This window comes from Ornithinimicrobium faecis (assembly GCF_023923225.1).
In the GTDB taxonomy this organism is placed as follows: Bacteria; Actinomycetota; Actinomycetes; order Actinomycetales; family Dermatophilaceae; genus Ornithinicoccus; species Ornithinicoccus faecis.
On the sequence record NZ_CP099489.1, the window covers coordinates 378,393 to 395,382 of the forward strand.

The window sequence follows — 16,990 nt, forward strand, 5'->3', positions numbered from 1 at the left end:
GGTCTCAACTGATCTCCGCTGAGCCCTCAAGACACCGGTCGCAGGCCGTCCTGCGGCGCTGGTGATAGGCCATGGCGGCAGTGAACAGCGCCGCACCCCACACCACCCAGAGGGTCTCGGGCAGCTCCATCGGCCAGGAGGCTGCGGTGACGCCGCGGGAGATCACGATCCGGATATACATGAACCCGGCGGCAGTCACGAGCACCGCGACCAGCGAGGCTGGCACCACGGCCAGCATGGGTGGCACGCGCTTGCCGGCGAGCCCGATCATCCAGCGCGGGAAGACCTCTCCCCAGCGCTGGATCAGCCCGAGGGTGAGGATCGCCCCGAAGAGACCGAACGTCGCCAGGCCCGCTCCCGCCAGCCACAGGCCATCCTCCTTGCCCTCCTGATAGAAGGCCGGGTCGATGCCGAGGCTGAACCCCAGGGCCCAGGCCCAACGGGTCAGGCAATAGACGAGCGGCACGCTGAAGGCCACCCAGGTCGCGGGCCGACCGAGGCGCTGCAGGAGGTGTGAGTCGAGGTGGTCCCGGCGTCCACAGGAGACGCACGCACCGGTGACCGCGCGACGATAGGCCACCGCGGTGAGCGCCCAGGCGACCCCGGCCAGCAGGAGGACCAGCAGGTTGAGTCGAGGCACCAGGAACAGGTCACTCCAGTCAGCCTCTGCGAAGCCACCGAACAGCTTCCCGATCGCCAGCACTGGTGCATAGGCGACGACGATGAGGGGGCGGAAGTCCTGGATGACGACGGTCAGCCCGAAGGCGAGGACTCCGCCAAACGTGGGCAGGAGCCACTGGGCCGACTGGGCTGACTGGGCCGGTCCCCGCGCCCCCCAACGACGAGCCATGAGGGTCCCGGCGACCGCGCCGGCGAGGCCGAGGACGGCGATGACGGGGCCAGCGACCTCCGGGGTGGTCTTGGCCAGCAGCGAGACCTTGAACGCAAAGTCCGGCTCGGCCATGAGCTCGGGATCGCCCGTGCCAAACGGGAACCCGGACCCGCCGAGGGCCCAGAAGAGGCCGAGCGCGCCGTAGACGAGGGAGAAGGCGGCGGCGACGTAACCGATCCACTCTGGCCACCGCGCCCTCCAGCCTCCTGAACCGTCGGCGACCTCGGCGTCAGGCGGTCGATCAGCCACCCACGTGACCTGGCCCTGCTCAACAGCATCTGATGGGTGCGACATGGTGGAACCTCTCGTGGCGTGGGGTTGTGCTGACCTCTTCAGCCTTCCCGGCAGGCGCGAGCCGGGCCATCGCCCGATCGGCAGATTTCAGGGGCGGTGGTGGGCGCAACCTCCCCCGTTCAGCAGATCTGCCGACACGCTGGAGTCGCTAGGTTGATGGCATGAGACGAGCGTGGTCGGGCGCCCGGTGGGCGGCCGCCCACCGGTGGAGTGGCCACGCCGCGGGCATCGCCGGGGGCGGCCTGCTGGTCGCGGCTGTCCTGGGGGAGGGCGGGGCCGAGTCGCGCAGTGCGCGTTGGCTGTTCGCCGCTGCCCTCGTGGTCATGGCCTTGCAGGTTGCTGCGTGCCGGTGGTCGCCGGTGCGCAGCGTCGTGGCCGGGGTGGGGCTCGCTGGGCTGGCGCTCATGCTGTGGCCCCAGCTCCTGATCCCCTCGGCGTCGGTGTTCGAGCGGGTCGGCATCTCAGCCTTCTGGGCGCTGCCGACCGTGCTGGCGGTGCTCGTTGGGGGATATCCGCGCCTCATGGAGCGACGACACGGACGGGACCTGCTCGACGCTCGGCGGGCTCAGCAGCTTGAGCTCGCGCACGACCTGCACGACTTCGTGGCCCACGACGTCAGCGGCATCGTGGCGCAGGCGCAGGCAGCACGGTTCGTCGCAGGGCAGGACCCTGCTGCTGCTCTGCCGGCACTGGAGCGCATCGAACGGGCTGGACTCACTGCGCTGGAGGCGATCGACCAGTCCGTCGCACTGTTGCGGGATCCTGACCTGTCGCGAGACTCCCTCCCGGACCTCGAGGGGCTCCGGGGGGCGGTGAGCCGGTTTGCGCTCGCGGGTGATGCGACGACCTCGCTGGAGATCGCCCCGGAGGCCGAGGACGCCCTGTCCCGACTGGGGGCGGCCACCATCCACCGGGCCACGCTGGAGGCGCTGACCAACGTGCGCCGGCACGCCCCGCAGGCGCGTCAGGTCGACATCGCCCTCACGCTGGAGGGTGAGGCAGTCCGACTCAGCGTGATCAACGATCTGGGGCCGACGCCGCCGCCACGACGGCACCGCGGTGGCACCGGCCTGGCCACGCTGACCGAACGGTTGCGGACCATGAATGGCACGCTCGAGACAACAGGCCACCACGGCAGGTGGCACGTGACCGTCACGCTGCCCGCCGACCGGAGCGGAGGGAGCCCATGCCCACCCGCATCCTGATCGCCGACGACCAGGCCGATGTCCGCAGCGGATTCCGCCTGGTCCTCGACTCACAACCGGACATGAGCGTCGTGGGCGAAGCCGCAGACGGCGCTGCCGCAGTGCGGCTGGCTCGCCAACTCAGACCCGACGTGGTGCTCGCCGACATCCGGATGCCTCTCCTGGACGGGCTCGAGGTCACCCGCCAGCTCTCCGCAGAGACTCGCGTCATCGTGGTCACCACGCTCGGTGTTGAACGCGACGCACGGACCGCGCTCCAGCACGGCGCGTGCGGTTTCATCCTGAAACGGTCGGGTCCCACTCTGCTCATCGAGGCAGTGCGCTCGGCCATGTCGGGTGACACCCTGATCAGCCCGCAGTTGACGGTGAGCCTGCTCAAGGACGTGTCCACCCCGACGCACCTCGACGAGCCTGCAGACCTGCTGACCGCGCGTGAGCGCGAGATCGCGGCGCTCGTCGCGCGTGGTCTGACGAACGCCGAGATCGCCGATGAGCTCTTCATCACTGCAGGCACGGTCAAGACCCACGTGGCCAACATCCAGACGAAGGTCGGCTCACGCAACCGGGTCGGGATCGCCGCATGGGCCTGGCGTGCCGGCCTCGTGAGGCCGTGACGCCGCCTGCGGCTGCTGATGGCACGGCGTTGAGGCGTCGTGCAGAGGCGGGCAGCGGTGACCGCTGTTGCACGTCGCTCCTGGCTCAATAAGATTTGACTTATATAAGTGTGGACTGCATTATGGTCAGATGCACGCCTTCGACATCCTCGGTGACCCGGTCCGACGCCGGATCCTTGAGCTGCTCGCCGACGGTGAGGCCGCAGCCGGCGAGGTGGCGGACGTGATCCGCGCCGAGTTGGGCATCAGTCAGCCCGCCGTCTCGCAACACCTGCGGGTCCTCCGCGAGGCCGGTTTCACGACGGTCCGCGCCGAGGGCACCCGTCGGATCTATGCCGTCGAGGCGGAGGCACTGCACGAGGTCGACGAGTGGCTCACGCCGTTCCGCAGGTTCTGGGAGCCGAAGCTTGCCGCCCTCGACACCGAGATCGCCCGCGGCAAGCGGGCCCGACGACAGCAGGAGAGATCATGACCGACGCGACCTTCCACCCAGCAGACCCGCACGCCGAGACCCGCAGCCTGGCCACGGGGCGACGTGGCGACGCAGCCACCAAGGTGGCCACGATCAGTCAGACCTACGCCACGACGGTCGAGGACCTGTGGGAGGCAGTGACCTCCCAGGAGCGGTTGCCCCGCTGGTTTCTGCCGGTCAGCGGCGACCTGCAGGTGGGCGGCACCTACCAGTTGGAGGGCAACGCCGGCGGCACGGTCGAGTCGTGCGAGCCGCCAGTCGGATTCACCGCCACCTGGGAGTTCGGCGGTCAGGTCAGCTGGATCGCGATCACCATCAGCCCCGACGGTGACGGGGCCCGCCTCACGCTCGAGCACACCGCGGCGCTGGACCCGGCGAACCCTGAGCAGCAGCAGTTCTGGACGCAGTATGGTCCCGGGGCCACGGGCGTGGGCTGGGACCTGGGGTTCAACGGTCTCCGGACCCACCTGATCACCGGGGAGTCCGTCGATCCGAGCGTTGCGGAGGCCTGGTCCATGTCACCAGAAGGTGTCGCCTTCATCAGCGAGTGCAGCCGCCTGTGGGGCGAGGCAAGCATCGCCGACGGCACCCCGCGCCCCGACGCCGAGGCCGCCGCGGCGCGCACCACCGCGTTCTACACCGGAGCGCCCGACCCGACCTGAGCCTGCACCGTCCCAACAGCGTTCATGGGTTCGGTCAAACCTTGTCCAAATCGGCTCCGCGCCGCCTCGGACCGCCCTAGTGTCAGCCTCGGCGCGGGGTTCCGCGCCGTTCCTCGGGGGCCAGTTTCACGAGAGGAAGACCATGGCGGTCAGCAAGCGCAGGATCCTCGTCGCGGCAGCGACACTGTCCCTGGTGGCAGGCACCGGTGCCGTGACGAGCAGCGGAGTCGACACCACCCAAGGCAGACCGGGCGGGCTGGAGATCGAGACGATCTCCAGCGCCCCCGACATGGTCACCGGTGGTGACGTGCTCGTTGAGGTCACGGCACCCAAACAGATTCCGCCCCACCGCATCTCGGTCACCCTCGACGGCGAAGAGGTGACCGACGACTTCACCTGGGACGCCGACCGGCGGGTGCTGCTCGGAGTGGTCGACGGCCTGGACGTCGGTGAGCACGACATCGCGGCCACAAGCCCCAACACGAGGTGGGACACCTCGGTGCAGGTGACCAACCACCCCGGCGAGGGGCCGCTGTTCTCAGGGCCGCACGAGGAGCCCTTCATCTGTGAGACCCACAAGTTCAACATCCCCGTCGTCGGCGAGAACCTCGGTGAGCCACTTGACGAGAACTGCAGCGCAGAGACCCGGGTGGACCACATCTACCTGACCACCGCCAATCAGTGGGCGGTCTGGCCAACGGATGCCACGGCATACCCGGAGAACATGGCGCAGACCACCACCTCCGAGGGCACCGAGGTGCCGGCGGTGGTGCGCATGGAGACCGGCACCGCCAACCGGGGCATCTATCAGCACACCGTCCTGCACGACCCGCTCACCGACCCCGAGCCCACCCCGACGCAGCGGCCGGAGGGATGGAACGGCAAGGTCATCTACACCCTCGGCGGCGGCTGCACCGGCGGGTGGTTCCATCAGGGCACCGGCACCGGCGGGGTGACCGATCGGTTCATGCTCGGGCAGGGGTATGCCGTGGTGTCGTCTTCGTTGAACGTGTTCGGCAACAACTGTTCTGACCTGCTCACCTCGGAGACGGCTGCCATGACCAAGGAGGTGTTCAACGAGGTCTATGGCCAGGACGACTTCACCATCGGCTTCGGCTGCTCCGGTGGCAGCTATCAGGCGCACCAGGCGGCCGACAACTATCCCGGCATCTTCGACGGCATCGTCGTCGGCTGTTCCTTCCCGGAGGTCGGCTTCGGGACCGTTGACTTCATCACCGACGCCCGCCTGCTCAACCACTACTTCAACGACGAGGCCCAGGTCGAGTGGACCGACGAGCAGAAGCGCCAGGTCACCGGCTTCGCGACCCTGGCCACGATGCCCAACGTGGCCAACGGCGCCCGGCGCATCGACCCGACCGCGTTCTGCCCGGGGGCGCTGCCCGCGGAGCTGCGCTATCACCCCGAGACCAACCCCGGTGGGGCCCGGTGCGACGTCTATGACCACACGATCAACGCCTATGGCGCTGACGAGGAGACCGGCTTCGCGCTGCGTCCCCTGGACAACGTGGGCATCCAGTATGGGCTCGGCACGCTGCAGGACGGCACGATCACCGTTGACCAGTTCCTCGACCTCAACGAGGCCGTTGGCGGTTATGACCACGACGGGCAGTTCCGGGAGGAGCGCTCGCAGGCCGACCTGCCCGCGGTGACAGCGGCCTATCAGACCGGGCGGCTCACCAACGGTGGCGGCGGGTTGGCGCACACGCCGATCATCGACTACCGCGCCTACACCGACGACGCGCGCAATGGCGACATCCACGTGAGGTATCACACCAACTCGATGCGCGAGCGGCTCGTCGCGGCCAACGGCAGCGCGGTCAACCACGTCAGCCTGTTGGAGGACAACCGCTATGGCGGGCTGAGCACGAACAGTCCGCTGGTGCGCCACGGCATCACCCAGATGGACGCCTGGCTCACCGCGCTGGATGTCACCGACGGCGAGCTGCCGTCGTTGGAGGCGATCGGGCAGAACCGCCCGGCGGCGCTCGTCGAGGGCTGCATGACCCGCGATGAGAACCCCGAGTTCCTGCCGATGACGCTGGACCGCGACCCCTCGAGCGAGTGCGAGGCGCTCTATGACTCGGCGAGCTTCCCGCGCGAGGTGGCTGGCGAGAGCGTGCGCGCCGACGTCATCAAGTGCCAGACCACGGCACCGGTGCGCGAGGACTATCCCGCGATGGACGACACCCAGTGGCAGCGGCTGCAGGACGTCTTCGCCGGTGGGGTGTGTGACTACACGGTGCCCGGTGTGGAGCAGCAGGGTCTGATCGGCACCTGGCTGCGCTTCTGAGCGAAACGGGTTGCGTTGGCGGGCAGGGGCGCGAGGATGAGGAGATGAGCACTTCACTGATCCCCGACGACAAGCGCCACCTGCTCGACAACCCGAACTTCGGGGTGCTCGGCACCATCCGCCCGGACGACACGGTGCAAACCTCGCCGATGTGGTTCGAGTTCGACGGTGAGACGGTGCGCTTCACCCACACCACGACGCGGCAGAAGTTCCGCAACCTGCAGCACAACGCGTCGATGTCCATGGCGGTCTACGACCCGGACAACCCGGTGCGTTATCTCGAGGTGCGCGGGCGGTTGGTCGAGGTCGTGCCCGACCCGACCGGAGCCTTCTATGACAGCCTGCACCGGCGCTACGGCGGGGACGGCATGATCCCGCCGGACGCGGCCGACCGGGTCATTCTGGTGATGTCGGTCGAGAAGACCGCCGGGCAGTAGGCCGCCCGCGACACGGGGCAGCGCCCGGCCGAAAGGGGACGGCCGGGCGCTGCATCGGGGTTGTCCTCAGTCGTCGTCGGGGGAATCTGCTGACGAATCATCCGGTGACTCCGGGCTGGCCGGGGACTGCGCGGATGGTGGGGACTGGGGTGTGATCGGGGACTGCACCGACGGTGGGGACGCCGGGGACTGGGGTGTGATCGGGGACTGCACCGACGGTGGGGACGCCGGGGACTGGGGCGTGATCGGGGACTGCCCCGACCGCGGGGACTGGACCGAGATGGGGGAGGCGGGTGACACCGACTGGGCGCTGACCGGGGACGCGACGGACTGGACACTCGCGGACACCACGTCAGCAGCCGCCGCGAGGTCACGGGCCTGGGCGAAAGGACCGGCGATCGCGGCGACGCTGTGGGCGCCCCAGCCGCCGACCCGGTTGGCCAGCTCGTGCCAGTCGCTGCCCGCTGTGTCGAGGGCCTCGGCCTCGGCAAGCAACTGCTGGGCCGCATCGGTGATGGACCGCTGCTCACTCAGGCTGATGTTCACCCCGTCGGTGCTTGTCGTCCCCGGACCAGCCCAGACAGCGGCGAGGCCGGCGCCACCGATGGCGGTGATGGCGGTGGCAGCCACGACGACGGTCCACGTGCGGGACCTGCGGGGTGACTGGTCAGTCATGGTGTGCCCTTTCTGCACCCGCTCCTTGCGGTATGGCTCCATTCTCGGAACCCCAGATGAACAGTTGGTTGGAGGAGGATGAGGAAGTTCTCATCTTGGCGAACGGGCCCCTTGCCCGCACCGACAAAGCACGAGAGTCTTGGGCATGAGCGTCACACCTGCCACTGAGGAGCTGGACAGCGCGACCTGTCTGGCCCTGTTGCGCGAGGCGTCCTTCGGCCGGCTCGCCGTCATTGTGAACAACCGACCGGAGATCTTCCCGGTCAACCATGCCGTGCACCACGGGTCGGTCGTGTTTCGCACCTCGACCGGCACCAAGCTCTTTGCCTCCATCGGGCAACCGGTGGCCTATGAGGCAGACGGCGTTGACCAGGCGACAGGGCGTGCCTGGAGTGTCGTGGTGTCCGGCACCGCCCACGAGATCCAGCAACTGCACGAGGTACTGGAGGCCCTGGAGCTGCCGGTCTTCCCGTGGGAGGGCGGACCCAAGCCGCACTTCGTGCGCATCGATCCGGACACCATCACGGGCCGGCGGTTCACGGTGCAGGGCGGACTGACCTGACCCACGGCATACCAAAGTCGGGACTTCGGTTGGTTGCCGCTCGCGCTCTCGGTCGACACCATGGTGGGCGTGAGCGAACACGAGACAGGGGCGGGACATCAGGAGTCGGCTGGGCAGGAGCCCGTGCGCTTGGGGATGACGGGCGATGACACGGCGTTTCTGGCACTGATCGGCGCAGCCCTCGGTGCCGGCGCCGCCGCACTGCTGCCCATCGCCGCGCGCTGGGTGGAGGAGCGTGGTGTCCCGTTCCCCGGCATCCTGCAGCTCCTCGCGTCCTTCGACTCCGACTGGTTGGTCTGGGGGCGTCCCGTGATCGGCCTGGTGATTGGACTGGTGGCCGCGCTCCTGATCGCCCACGCTGAGCCGGTGCTGCACGTCTCGTCGGACAGCGTCCTGATCGAGAAGGGCGACTCCAAGCGACGCATCCGGCGCGAGGACGTGGCCGGGGTCTTCCGCGACGGCAAGAAGCTGATCATCGAGACCGAGCAGGGGCGCCGGCTCTATGACGGGGAGGTCGAGGGCAAGCGGGATCTGGTGCGCGCGACGTTCGTGGATCGCGGCTATCCGTGGGAGAACGAGGAGTGAGCCTCCCGCCGCGTCGGTGCGTCGGACCCTGAACCCGCGTCAGCCTCTGCCTCATGAGCCCGGGCAGAGAGAAGTGCCCGCCGCACATAGTCGATCCCGGCGAGCACGTGCAGGACCGAGCCCGCGCTGACCACCCAGGCCCCGGCCGCCGCCACCTCCGGAAGCAGCAGAACGCCGGTGAGCAGCAGGCACAGCCCGCCCAGCAGCACAGCCGTCCGTATCTTCCCGAGCGTGCTCACCGCGAGCCGACCGTGTGCTGCGGCGTGACCGGCGAGCAGCGTCACGATCGCGTCGGTCAGGACGATCAGCAGCACCGGCCACCAGGGCAAGTGGTCACCGGCAGCCAGGGACAGTCCGACCGCGAGGACTCCCAGCCGGTCGGCGACCGGGTCCAGCACCGCGCCGACCCGAGTCTCCTGACCCAGCCGTCGGGCCACTGCCCCGTCGAGCCAGTCGCTGCCGGCCCAGGCCACACCGGCCGCCGCGATCCACCCCGGGGCCGGGCCCGCGCCGGCACCGCCAGCCGAGCCCGCACTCACCAGCCACCAGCACAATGGCACCGTCAGCAGCAGTCGGGCGACGGTGATCGCGTTGGGCCAGGTCAGCCACGAGTCCACAGCGCGCAGCAGCGTGCGGCGATTGCCAACCACGAGAGCGACCACGACGAGCGCCCCCGCGAGCGGCAGCAGCTGGACCAGGTCGAACTCCTGCAGCACGCGCCCGACGGCCGCGCCGCCACCGACCCAGACCGTGGACCACAACAGCGCGCCCAGGCCCGACCCGAGTGCGAACCGTCCGTAGGAAACGCCCGAGGCCCCGGCCCCCAGCGCCACCAGGGTGCGCACGCCCGGTGCCAGTCGCCCGAGCGCCAGGGTCGGCACGGCATGGCGCCGCACCAGTCCGGTCACCCGCTCCCAGCGGGCCCGCCCGACCTTGCGGACCGGACCACTGCCGGCGACGGCGGGTCCGAGTCGGCGACCCACGGCATACCCCACGTGGTCCCCGAGGAACGCACCGGCGGCGACGGACACCCAGGCCAGCCACAGCGATCGGGTGCCCTCCAGCACGGTGGCGCCGACCGCGACGAGCGTCTCGCCCGGCAACACCGCGCCCACGCCGAGGGCGGAGTCCGCCACGGCGCCACCGGTCATCAGCAGCACGACGAGGAGCGGCTGGGCGGCGAGTTGGTGCAGCAGTTCGGTGACCATGTTCGTGGACGCTACGGACGACGAGGGGGTGCTCAGCAGCCCCGGACGGGCGGTCCTGGCACTCACTTTCGGGACTAGTGCGCAGCCCTCAGCGCACTAGCCTGGATGAGGTGGACAGGACCGTGACATGGCAGCTCCGGGACCCGTGGTGCCTGGGCTATCTCGGGCTCGCGGTGCTGCTCGGTGTCGGCATCGGGACGTCGGGAGCCGCCTGGTTGTCCACGGTGACGGTGCTCGCGGCAATGGTGCTCGGGGTGCTCCGACCGGCCGCCTCGATGGTTTGGGCGGCCGCTCTGGTGCTCCTGGTGCTGACCGCCACCGTCCTGGGGGTGATCACCGGTGAGCGGGCCGTGGAGTCGGCTGCGCTCGCATCGTCCTCTGCCCTGGCCCACGCGGCCGCCATCGCACTGCCCGTCGGCCTGGTCGCTCTCGTGCGGCGGACCCGGCGCCACCGTCGGCAGGGCTGGGAGCTGGCCAGCGCGATCGCGGCCACGGAGTCGGCGCGGGCGGAGTCCGCGCTGGTGCGGGAGCGCTCGGTGATGGCGGGGGAGATCCATGATCATCTCGGGCACCGGCTCACGCTGCTCACGGTGCAGGTGGGCCGGCTCACGCTGGACCCAGACCTGCCCGAGTCCACGCGGGCCGCGCTGGCCGAGGTCCGGGGTGGGTTGGCGGAGGCCGCGAGCGAGCTCGGAGCGACGGTGCAGTTGCTGGGCCAGGGCAGTATGCCGACACGCGCCCCCGCGGACCGCTCACCTGCCGAGGTGGTCGAGCGGGCACGGTCAGCCGGTGTCCGCGTCGAGGGCGACCTGCCCCCGCGGTGGGAGGAGGAGCTGTCGGCGCCCGCCCGATCGGCCGCGGTCCGGGTGCTCTCGGAGGGGGCTGGCCAACGCGGCCAAGCACGCCCCGGGACAGGCGGTGCACCTGGCGGCCTCGAGCGACGACGGCGTGGCCACCCTGGAGCTCGCCACCGGGCGGGCCGATCAGGCTGGGGGCGAGCAGGGTCGTGCCGCTCACGGAGGTGTCGTACAGGGCCGGGTCGCTCAGGACGGGCCAACCGCGCCGTCCCCTGCCCCGTCTTCTGGGCACGGGCTCCGGACGCTGCGGCACCGGGTGTCGCTGCTGGGCGGCGACCTGGCCGTCGAGGAGGCTGAGCAGTTCGTGCTGCGTGTCAGTCTGCCGGTCGACGCAGCCCCCGGGCCGGACTCCCGGTCGCGTGATGGCGTGCAGGAGGTGCTGCGCAGCCAGCGCGCTGCCGACGCGGACACCCGCCGGACCCGACGGCGGGCGTGGTTGGTCCCCGCTGCGCTCGCTGGCGGCGCTGTCGTGCTCACTGCCGGGTTCTTCCTCTATCTGAGCGTGGCCTCGACGCTGTCCCCGGAGGACTTCGCGCGGATCGAGGTCGGCATGCCCCAGACACAGGCCGAGCAACTCCTCCCGCCGGTGCAGATGGTCGAGGCCCCGCGCGACACCCTGCCCGAGCCGGCAGGTGCCAGCTGCCGCTATCACGAGGAGGCGGTCAGCCTCTTCGTCCGAGAAGACGTCTTCCGGGTGTGCCTGGCCGACGGTGTCGTGGTCAGCACCGACACGATCCCGGGAGAGGGGCCCTGATGGGTGCCCACGGCGACACCGGGCAGGAGCGACCGTCCCGACCGTCCACTGGTGAGGCTGCGGCGCGGCTGCTGGTGGTCGACGATGACGCGCTGGTGCGTGCCGGGCTGGTCGCCATCCTGCAGACCGACCCCGGCCTGCAGGTGGTGGCCGAGGCCGCCGACGGACAGGCCGGCCTCGAGGTCGCGCGGGCGCGGCGGCTGGACCTGGTGTTGCTCGACATCCGGATGCCACGACTGGATGGTCTGCGCACCCTGGAGCAGCTGCGCCACGACCGACCGGACCTGCCGGCGGCGATGCTCACCACCTTCGCCGACGAGGACTACATCTCCGAGGCCGTCGAGCTGGGGGCGATGGGCTTCCTGCTCAAGTCCGACGAACCGCGCGAGCTCATCACGATGGTGCGTGCCATCGCTGCCGGCGGGGCGGCGTTCTCCCCACGCGTGGCCAGCTGGCTGATCCGCTCGGAGGCCACGGCCCGGCTGCGCCGGACCCGGACCGCACGCACCGCCGTCGCCGACCTCACGCCACGACAACGCGAGATCCTGGGGGTGCTGGCCACCGGGGCGTCCAACGCCGAGATCGCCCGGACCCTCCACCTGGCCGACGGCACCGTGAAGCAATATCTCAAGGCGCTGTTCGACCGGCTGGGCGTGACGAACCGCGTGCAGGCCGCGATCCTCGCGCACGAGGCAGGACTGCGATAGCACCGGACAGTGCATGACCCGGTCGCAGCGCCCGGTCGCGTGCTGCGTGCACGACGACCGGGCGGCGCCCATGGTCAGGACCCGTTGGTCACTGGACGCCGATGCCGTCCACGTGGCGCACCTTGCGGGTGTCGCCGCGGTGCTCGATCGTCCACTGGTCGACGAGCTGTCCCGTGGAGTCCTTGGCGGTGTAGGTCAGCTTGCGGCCCTCGACGTCGATCAGCTGATAGGTCGAGCGCGAGTGGAACGCCGTCTTGATCTCGGCGCCGTTGTCGAGCCAGTCGGAATAGTCCAGGGGGTATTGCCGGATCGAGGAGGACGAGGTCACGAAGACCGGCCCGCTCTCGTAGCGGCCCTTGGCGGCGTTGCGCTGACCGGAGACGTAGGCGTGGTCGTGGCCCTGCAGGACCAGGTCGACCTCGTGCTCCTCGAGGACCGGCTCGATCGTCGCGCGCAGCTCGGGGTTGGCCCGGTCCGGTGACGACGAATAGACCGGATAGTGCATGTTGACGATCGTGAACTCGCGCGGGTTGTCGGTCAGCACCCCGTCCAGCCACTCGGCCTGCGCGTCCAGCCAGCGCTGCTCGTCGGCCTTGTCCAGCGGGATGCGGTAGTAACTGTTGAGCGTCACGACGCGCACGTCGTCGACGTCGGTGTAGTAGACGGTCTCATCGAAGTGCTCGAAGTCGTCCGGACCGTTGTCCGGCAGCGCGAACTGGCCGCGGAACTGCGGGGTCAGCTCACCGGAGTCGGTCGAGCGGTATTCGTGGTTGCCCACGGCCGGGATCCACTGCATCTGGCGGGGCGTGGAGCCGGCGGCCGTCAGGAGCTGGTCCCACTGGGCGTCGTTGTTGAAGTTGTTGATCTGGTCACCGACGGTGATCATCGCGCGGGCTCCGGGACGGTCCTGGGTCGCGGCCAGCGCCACCCGGGTCCACTGGTCGGCGATGCCGGTCTGGATGTCGCCCATGGCGATCAGCGAGGTGCGCGACGCACTCGGGTCCGAGGTCGTGAACGGCATCCACGGCGACCAGGCGGAGCCGTCGCCGACGCGATAGAGGTAGGGCGTGCCCGGCTCCAGGTCGGTGAACGTGGCCGAGTGGAAGGCGTGCCGATAGCCGAGATCGGTGTCCTGCTCCTGGGTCTCGTCGGCCGCGACGGTCGTGGTCTGGAAACCCCACGGGTTGGCCGTGTCCGGTGAGATCTGAGCCTGCGGTGCCGTCACGTCCGTGGCGCTGCGCCAGGTCACCGACTGAGTCGTGGCGTTGTCCGTCGTCGGGTTGAGCACGATGCGGTCCGCAGTGGGTGATGGCGCCGACGGGGCGTCGGACGTGGGCGTGGGCGTGGCGAGTGCCGCGGTGGCGACGATCACGGCGGTGACTGCGGCCGGGGCCAGCGCGCGTGTCAGTGACGTGGGCATGGGAGAGCTCCCTGTATGTCGTGGGGTTGGGTCGCCCCGGACGGTAGGGCGGGTCTGTGGCCGGGTTGTGTGCCGTTGACGAACGGGGTGGGTGCAGGGGGTGGACGGCCCCTGAACCGGGGCGCCCAGCTCCGCGATCTGCTCCGTGCGCGCGTCCCGTTCGCGCCCTCGACGCCGAGGGTTCACGTCGCGGTCGGCCCCTGGTGCGGGTGGCCCCCTAGCGTCTGGCGGGTTGATCGGGGGATCACACACCACGCTCTCGAGAGGTCATCTGATGCGCACGCGCACACCGTCCACCCGCCGCACCCTGGGGCTTGCCCTGGCTGGAGTCCTGGCCACCAGCACGCTGGTCGCCGCGCCCCTGCTGTCCACAGCTCTGCCCGGCGCCGCCACGGCGCAGGCCAGCGAGGCCTTCCCCGAGTCGGGGCTGGTCTCGGTGACCGAGACCGGGACCGAGACGGTCGGCGCCGGACTGGAGCACACGGCATACGACATCGTGACCGGTGCCGGTGCCTCCAAGGCCAACCTGTTCATGGTCGACCTCGACGTCGCCGACGTCGGCCTGATCACCGCCCCCTATGTCGCCAGCAGCCAGCGGCTGGATGACATGGCTGAGGCGGCCGGAGTGCGGGCGGCCATCAACGGTGACTTCTTCCAGATCGACAACGAGGGCAACCACGGCGACATCCCGGTGACCCAGGCCGCCGCCGGTGCCGAGGTGCTCGACGGTGAGATGCGCTCGACTGCCGTCCCCGTGGGGCAGCGCTATGGCGGGACCATGCCCAAGGAGTACAACGACGGCAACCAGGTCATCGGCCAGCTGCGCAACGGAGACGCCGTGGTGACCCGCGTGGAGATGCGCGGCTTCATCGCCACGGACACGCACGGCAAGATCGACGTGGATGCCCTCAACCAATACGGCATGGAACGCGGCCAGATCGGTGCGTATGACGGTCAGTGGGGGCGCGTCTCGCGCGAGCGGGCGGCGTGCGGCAGCGAGGACCGGCGAGCCGACCCGTGCACGGGCGACGTCACCGAGGTGATCATCACCCAGGGCGTCGTGACCTCGGTATCCCCGACGATCGGTGCCGGCCAGCTCGGCAAGAACCAGATCGCGGTGATCGGGCGCGAGGGCGGGGCCGCCACCCTGGCCGAGCTGGAGGTCGGCGAGGGTGTGGGCAGCAACTTCAAGCCCGTCTCGCCCGCCGGCAAGCTCGACTGGGCGCTGGCCGGAGGCATCCTGGTGCAGGACGGTGTGCTCGCGGCCAGCGCTGGTGGCTCGGCCGCTGCCCGGGTCGCGGCGGGTGTGTCCGCCGACGGTGCCACGCTCTATCTGCTGGCGGTCGACGGTGGTCAGCCGCAGAGCAAGGGCACCAGCATCCGCGACATTGGTGACCTGACCCGCCACCTCGGGGCGCACGACGTGATGCTGCTCGACGGTGGCGGCTCCACCACCATGCTGTCGCGTGACTCCGACGACGCAGAGTTTGAGCTGTTGAGCAAGAGCCGGGTGGCGGGCCTCGAGGTGTTGCGCTACATCCCCAACGGCATCGGCATCTGGACCGACTGACCCCTGCTCGCAGTCTGCGCGGGGTGCGGTGGCCGGGAGAGGTGACCTGACGGCATACTCAGGGTCATGTCACTGAGCACCGAGCAGAGTCAGCGCGACCACATCAAGGAACTGAGCCGCAAGCACGTCTTCACCTCGTGGTCGGCCCAGGGAGCGCTCGACCAGCTCCCGCTCGCCGGCGGTGAGGGCGCGCACTTCTGGGACCACGAGGGCAACCGCTATCTGGACCTGACCTCCCAGCTGGTCAACGTCAACATCGGTTATCAGCACCCCAAGCTCGTGGCCGCGATCCAGGAGGCTGCCGGTCAGCTGGTCACCATCGGGCCGGGCTTTGACAGCGAGTCCCGCGCCGAGGCCGCCCGGCTGGTCTCCGAGCGCGCGCCGGAGGGCATGAACAAGGTCTTCTTCACCAACTCCGGTGCCGAGGCCGTCGAGAACGCGATCCGCCTCGCCCGCCTGCACACGGGCCGGCACAAGCTGCTTGCGGCTTATCGCAGTTATCACGGCGCCACCCACGGGGCGATCTCGCTGACCGGTGAGGGCCGCCGCCTGGGCTCGGAGCCCGGCCTCCCCGGCGTCGTGCACTTCTGGGGTCCCTATCTCTATCGCTCGGCCTTCTACGCGTCCACCGAGCAGGAGGAGAGCGAGCGCGCGCTGGAGCACCTGCGCCAGACCCTGCAGTTCGAGGGTCCGGACCGCGTCGCCGCGATCATCCTGGAGTCCGTCGTCGGGTCCAACGGCATCCTGGTGCCCCCGGCGGGTTATCTCGAGGGCGTGCGCGCGCTGTGCGACGAGCACGGCATCATGCTGATCGCCGATGAGGTGATGGCCGGCTTTGCCCGCACCGGGCAGTGGTTCGCGATCCAGCACTGGGACGTGCGCCCCGACCTGATCACCTTCGCCAAGGGTGTCAACTCCGGTTATGTCCCCCTCGGCGGCGTGGTGATCTCCGACGAGATCTCCGCGACCTTCAACGAGCGGCCCTACCCCGGCGGCCTGACCTATTCCGGTCACGCGCTGGCCTGTGCCTCCGCGGCCGCCTCCATCAACATCATGGAGGAGGAGGGGATCCTGGAGCACGTGCGCCAGCTCGACGAGCAGGTCCTGCGTCCCGGGCTGACCGCGCTCGCCGAGCAGCACGAGGTCGTCGGCGACGTCCGCGGGATCGGCGCGTTCTGGGCTGTGGAGCTCGTGGCCGACCGCGAGACCAAGGAGCCGCTCGGCGCGGAGGCGATGGGCCGCATCGCCGCCGCGTGCAAGGCGGAGGGCGTCTGGCCGCTCATCGTCGCCAACCGGGTGCATGTCGTGCCCCCGTGCGTCATCACGCAGGACGAGGCACGTCGCGCCCTGGAGGTTCTCGGGAGCGCGCTCAGCTCGGTTTAGGAGGCAGCATGACCGAACTCACTCCGGTGCAGCGCGTGCCGGGGACGAGCCGGCTGATCGAGGTCCGGATCAGCACGCCCGATGCCGACACGGCTCAGGCGCTGGCCACGGACATCGTGGACCGGCACCTGGCGGCGTGCGTGCAGATCCTGGGCCCGATCACCTCCATCTATTCGTGGAAGGGCGAGACCCACCAGGCGCTGGAATGGTTGATGCTGGCCAAGACCACCGCCGAGATGTTTGACGACATCTCGGAGTTGGTCACCAGCCAGCACCCCTACGACGTCCCGGAGGTGATCGCGGTCACCGTGCGCCACGTCCTGGATGAATACGGCGCCTGGGTGCGCGACGTGGTGCATGGTCCCGACCTCGACGAGTGAGC

Annotated in this window: 18 protein-coding genes; 14 read left to right on the top strand and 4 right to left on the bottom strand. The window is 69.9% G+C overall.

Annotated elements, in window-relative coordinates; translation table 11 throughout:
- Positions 1-4: 4 nt before the first annotated feature.
- Positions 5-1,186, bottom strand: a complete 1,182-nt coding sequence (locus tag NF556_RS01705; RefSeq protein ID WP_252593783.1) for a hypothetical protein — start codon at positions 1,184-1,186, stop codon at positions 5-7.
- A 161-nt stretch (positions 1,187-1,347) separates the two neighbouring features.
- Here NF556_RS01705 and NF556_RS01710 point away from each other — a divergent pair, with 161 nt between their 5' ends.
- The 6 genes from NF556_RS01710 (at position 1,348) to NF556_RS01735 (ending at position 6,887) form a co-directional block, all read left to right on the top strand.
- The gene (locus NF556_RS01710) at positions 1,348-2,391 is read left to right on the top strand and encodes a sensor histidine kinase (protein WP_252593784.1); all 1,044 of its coding nucleotides are present in this window, start codon (positions 1,348-1,350) and stop codon (positions 2,389-2,391) included.
- Positions 2,373-3,005: a response regulator gene (locus NF556_RS01715; RefSeq protein WP_252593785.1), complete on the top strand. Its 633-nt coding sequence runs from the start codon at positions 2,373-2,375 to the stop codon at positions 3,003-3,005. Before NF556_RS01710 ends, NF556_RS01715 begins: the two co-directional genes overlap by 19 nt.
- 130 nt (positions 3,006-3,135) lie before the next feature.
- On the top strand, positions 3,136-3,477 hold the full coding sequence (locus NF556_RS01720) for an ArsR/SmtB family transcription factor (RefSeq protein WP_252593786.1): 342 nt from the start codon (positions 3,136-3,138) through the stop codon (positions 3,475-3,477).
- Positions 3,474-4,139, top strand: coding sequence for an SRPBCC family protein (locus NF556_RS01725; protein ID WP_252593787.1), 666 nt, complete (start codon positions 3,474-3,476; stop codon positions 4,137-4,139). The genes NF556_RS01720 and NF556_RS01725 overlap by 4 nt, the downstream gene beginning before the upstream one ends.
- A 142-nt stretch (positions 4,140-4,281) precedes the next feature.
- Positions 4,282-6,450 carry a DUF6351 family protein gene (locus NF556_RS01730; RefSeq protein ID WP_252593788.1) on the top strand — a complete coding sequence of 723 codons (2,169 nt, stop codon included), beginning with the start codon at positions 4,282-4,284 and terminating at the stop codon, positions 6,448-6,450.
- Positions 6,451-6,494: 44 nt separating this feature from the next.
- A complete protein-coding gene (locus NF556_RS01735; RefSeq protein WP_252593789.1) occupies positions 6,495-6,887 on the top strand; it encodes a PPOX class F420-dependent oxidoreductase in 393 nt (130 codons plus the stop codon).
- A gap of 66 nt (positions 6,888-6,953) precedes the next feature.
- Here NF556_RS01735 and NF556_RS01740 read toward each other — a convergent pair whose 3' ends face one another.
- Positions 6,954-7,562, bottom strand: coding sequence for a hypothetical protein (locus NF556_RS01740; protein ID WP_252593790.1), 609 nt, complete (start codon positions 7,560-7,562; stop codon positions 6,954-6,956).
- A 145-nt stretch (positions 7,563-7,707) separates the two neighbouring features.
- Between NF556_RS01740 and NF556_RS01745 the strand changes: the two genes are divergently transcribed.
- Together NF556_RS01745 and NF556_RS01750 are read left to right on the top strand one after the other, a co-directional pair.
- Entirely contained in the window at positions 7,708-8,124 is a 417-nt protein-coding gene (locus NF556_RS01745) for a pyridoxamine 5'-phosphate oxidase family protein (RefSeq protein WP_252593791.1), read from the top strand.
- Between the two features lie 69 nt (positions 8,125-8,193).
- A complete protein-coding gene (locus NF556_RS01750; protein WP_252593792.1) occupies positions 8,194-8,709 on the top strand; it encodes a YqeB family protein in 516 nt (171 codons plus the stop codon).
- Here NF556_RS01750 and NF556_RS01755 read toward each other — a convergent pair.
- Positions 8,685-9,917: a CDP-alcohol phosphatidyltransferase family protein gene (locus NF556_RS01755; protein ID WP_252593793.1), complete on the bottom strand. Its 1,233-nt coding sequence runs from the start codon at positions 9,915-9,917 to the stop codon at positions 8,685-8,687. The genes NF556_RS01750 and NF556_RS01755 overlap by 25 nt on opposite strands.
- Before the next feature lie 110 nt (positions 9,918-10,027).
- On the opposite strand from NF556_RS01755, the gene NF556_RS01760 reads away from it, so the two are divergent.
- From NF556_RS01760 to NF556_RS01770, 3 genes are read left to right on the top strand one after another with little or no spacing between them, the layout of a single operon-like run.
- A complete protein-coding gene (locus NF556_RS01760) occupies positions 10,028-11,071 on the top strand; it encodes a histidine kinase (RefSeq protein WP_252593794.1) in 1,044 nt (347 codons plus the stop codon).
- Positions 11,031-11,528: a hypothetical protein gene (locus tag NF556_RS01765; RefSeq protein ID WP_252593795.1), complete on the top strand. Its 498-nt coding sequence runs from the start codon at positions 11,031-11,033 to the stop codon at positions 11,526-11,528. The genes NF556_RS01760 and NF556_RS01765 overlap by 41 nt, the downstream gene beginning before the upstream one ends.
- Positions 11,528-12,235 (top strand): response regulator, encoded by a 708-nt coding sequence (locus NF556_RS01770; protein WP_252593796.1) that lies wholly within the window; start codon positions 11,528-11,530, stop codon positions 12,233-12,235. Before NF556_RS01765 ends, NF556_RS01770 begins: the two co-directional genes overlap by 1 nt.
- 88 nt (positions 12,236-12,323) lie before the next feature.
- Here NF556_RS01770 and NF556_RS01775 read toward each other — a convergent pair whose 3' ends face one another.
- Complete coding sequence (locus tag NF556_RS01775; RefSeq protein ID WP_252593797.1) at positions 12,324-13,655, bottom strand: purple acid phosphatase family protein; 1,332 nt, start codon at positions 13,653-13,655, stop codon at positions 12,324-12,326.
- A 274-nt stretch (positions 13,656-13,929) separates the two neighbouring features.
- Between NF556_RS01775 and NF556_RS01780 the strand changes: the two genes are divergently transcribed.
- From NF556_RS01780 to cutA, 3 genes are all read left to right on the top strand, one after another.
- On the top strand, positions 13,930-15,225 hold the full coding sequence (locus NF556_RS01780; protein ID WP_252593798.1) for a phosphodiester glycosidase family protein: 1,296 nt from the start codon (positions 13,930-13,932) through the stop codon (positions 15,223-15,225).
- A gap of 66 nt (positions 15,226-15,291) precedes the next feature.
- Positions 15,292-16,608 carry an aspartate aminotransferase family protein gene (locus NF556_RS01785; protein ID WP_252593799.1) on the top strand — a complete coding sequence of 439 codons (1,317 nt, stop codon included), beginning with the start codon at positions 15,292-15,294 and terminating at the stop codon, positions 16,606-16,608.
- 8 nt (positions 16,609-16,616) lie between these two features.
- Positions 16,617-16,988 carry a divalent-cation tolerance protein CutA gene (gene cutA / locus NF556_RS01790; protein WP_252593800.1) on the top strand — a complete coding sequence of 124 codons (372 nt, stop codon included), beginning with the start codon at positions 16,617-16,619 and terminating at the stop codon, positions 16,986-16,988.
- Positions 16,989-16,990: the final 2 nt, after the last annotated feature.

Coding starts and splice junctions, on each gene's coding strand:
- NF556_RS01705 (WP_252593783.1), bottom strand. CDS start 1,186: ATGTCGCACCCATCAGATGCTGTTGAGCAGGGCCAGGTCACGTGGGTG.
- NF556_RS01710 (WP_252593784.1), top strand. CDS start 1,348: ATGAGACGAGCGTGGTCGGGCGCCCGGTGGGCGGCCGCCCACCGGTGG.
- NF556_RS01715 (WP_252593785.1), top strand. CDS start 2,373: ATGCCCACCCGCATCCTGATCGCCGACGACCAGGCCGATGTCCGCAGC.
- NF556_RS01720 (WP_252593786.1), top strand. CDS start 3,136: ATGCACGCCTTCGACATCCTCGGTGACCCGGTCCGACGCCGGATCCTT.
- NF556_RS01725 (WP_252593787.1), top strand. CDS start 3,474: ATGACCGACGCGACCTTCCACCCAGCAGACCCGCACGCCGAGACCCGC.
- NF556_RS01730 (WP_252593788.1), top strand. CDS start 4,282: ATGGCGGTCAGCAAGCGCAGGATCCTCGTCGCGGCAGCGACACTGTCC.
- NF556_RS01735 (WP_252593789.1), top strand. CDS start 6,495: ATGAGCACTTCACTGATCCCCGACGACAAGCGCCACCTGCTCGACAAC.
- NF556_RS01740 (WP_252593790.1), bottom strand. CDS start 7,562: ATGACTGACCAGTCACCCCGCAGGTCCCGCACGTGGACCGTCGTCGTG.
- NF556_RS01745 (WP_252593791.1), top strand. CDS start 7,708: ATGAGCGTCACACCTGCCACTGAGGAGCTGGACAGCGCGACCTGTCTG.
- NF556_RS01755 (WP_252593793.1), bottom strand. CDS start 9,917: ATGGTCACCGAACTGCTGCACCAACTCGCCGCCCAGCCGCTCCTCGTC.
- NF556_RS01770 (WP_252593796.1), top strand. CDS start 11,528: ATGGGTGCCCACGGCGACACCGGGCAGGAGCGACCGTCCCGACCGTCC.
- NF556_RS01775 (WP_252593797.1), bottom strand. CDS start 13,655: ATGCCCACGTCACTGACACGCGCGCTGGCCCCGGCCGCAGTCACCGCC.
- NF556_RS01780 (WP_252593798.1), top strand. CDS start 13,930: ATGCGCACGCGCACACCGTCCACCCGCCGCACCCTGGGGCTTGCCCTG.
- NF556_RS01785 (WP_252593799.1), top strand. CDS start 15,292: ATGTCACTGAGCACCGAGCAGAGTCAGCGCGACCACATCAAGGAACTG.
- cutA (WP_252593800.1), top strand. CDS start 16,617: ATGACCGAACTCACTCCGGTGCAGCGCGTGCCGGGGACGAGCCGGCTG.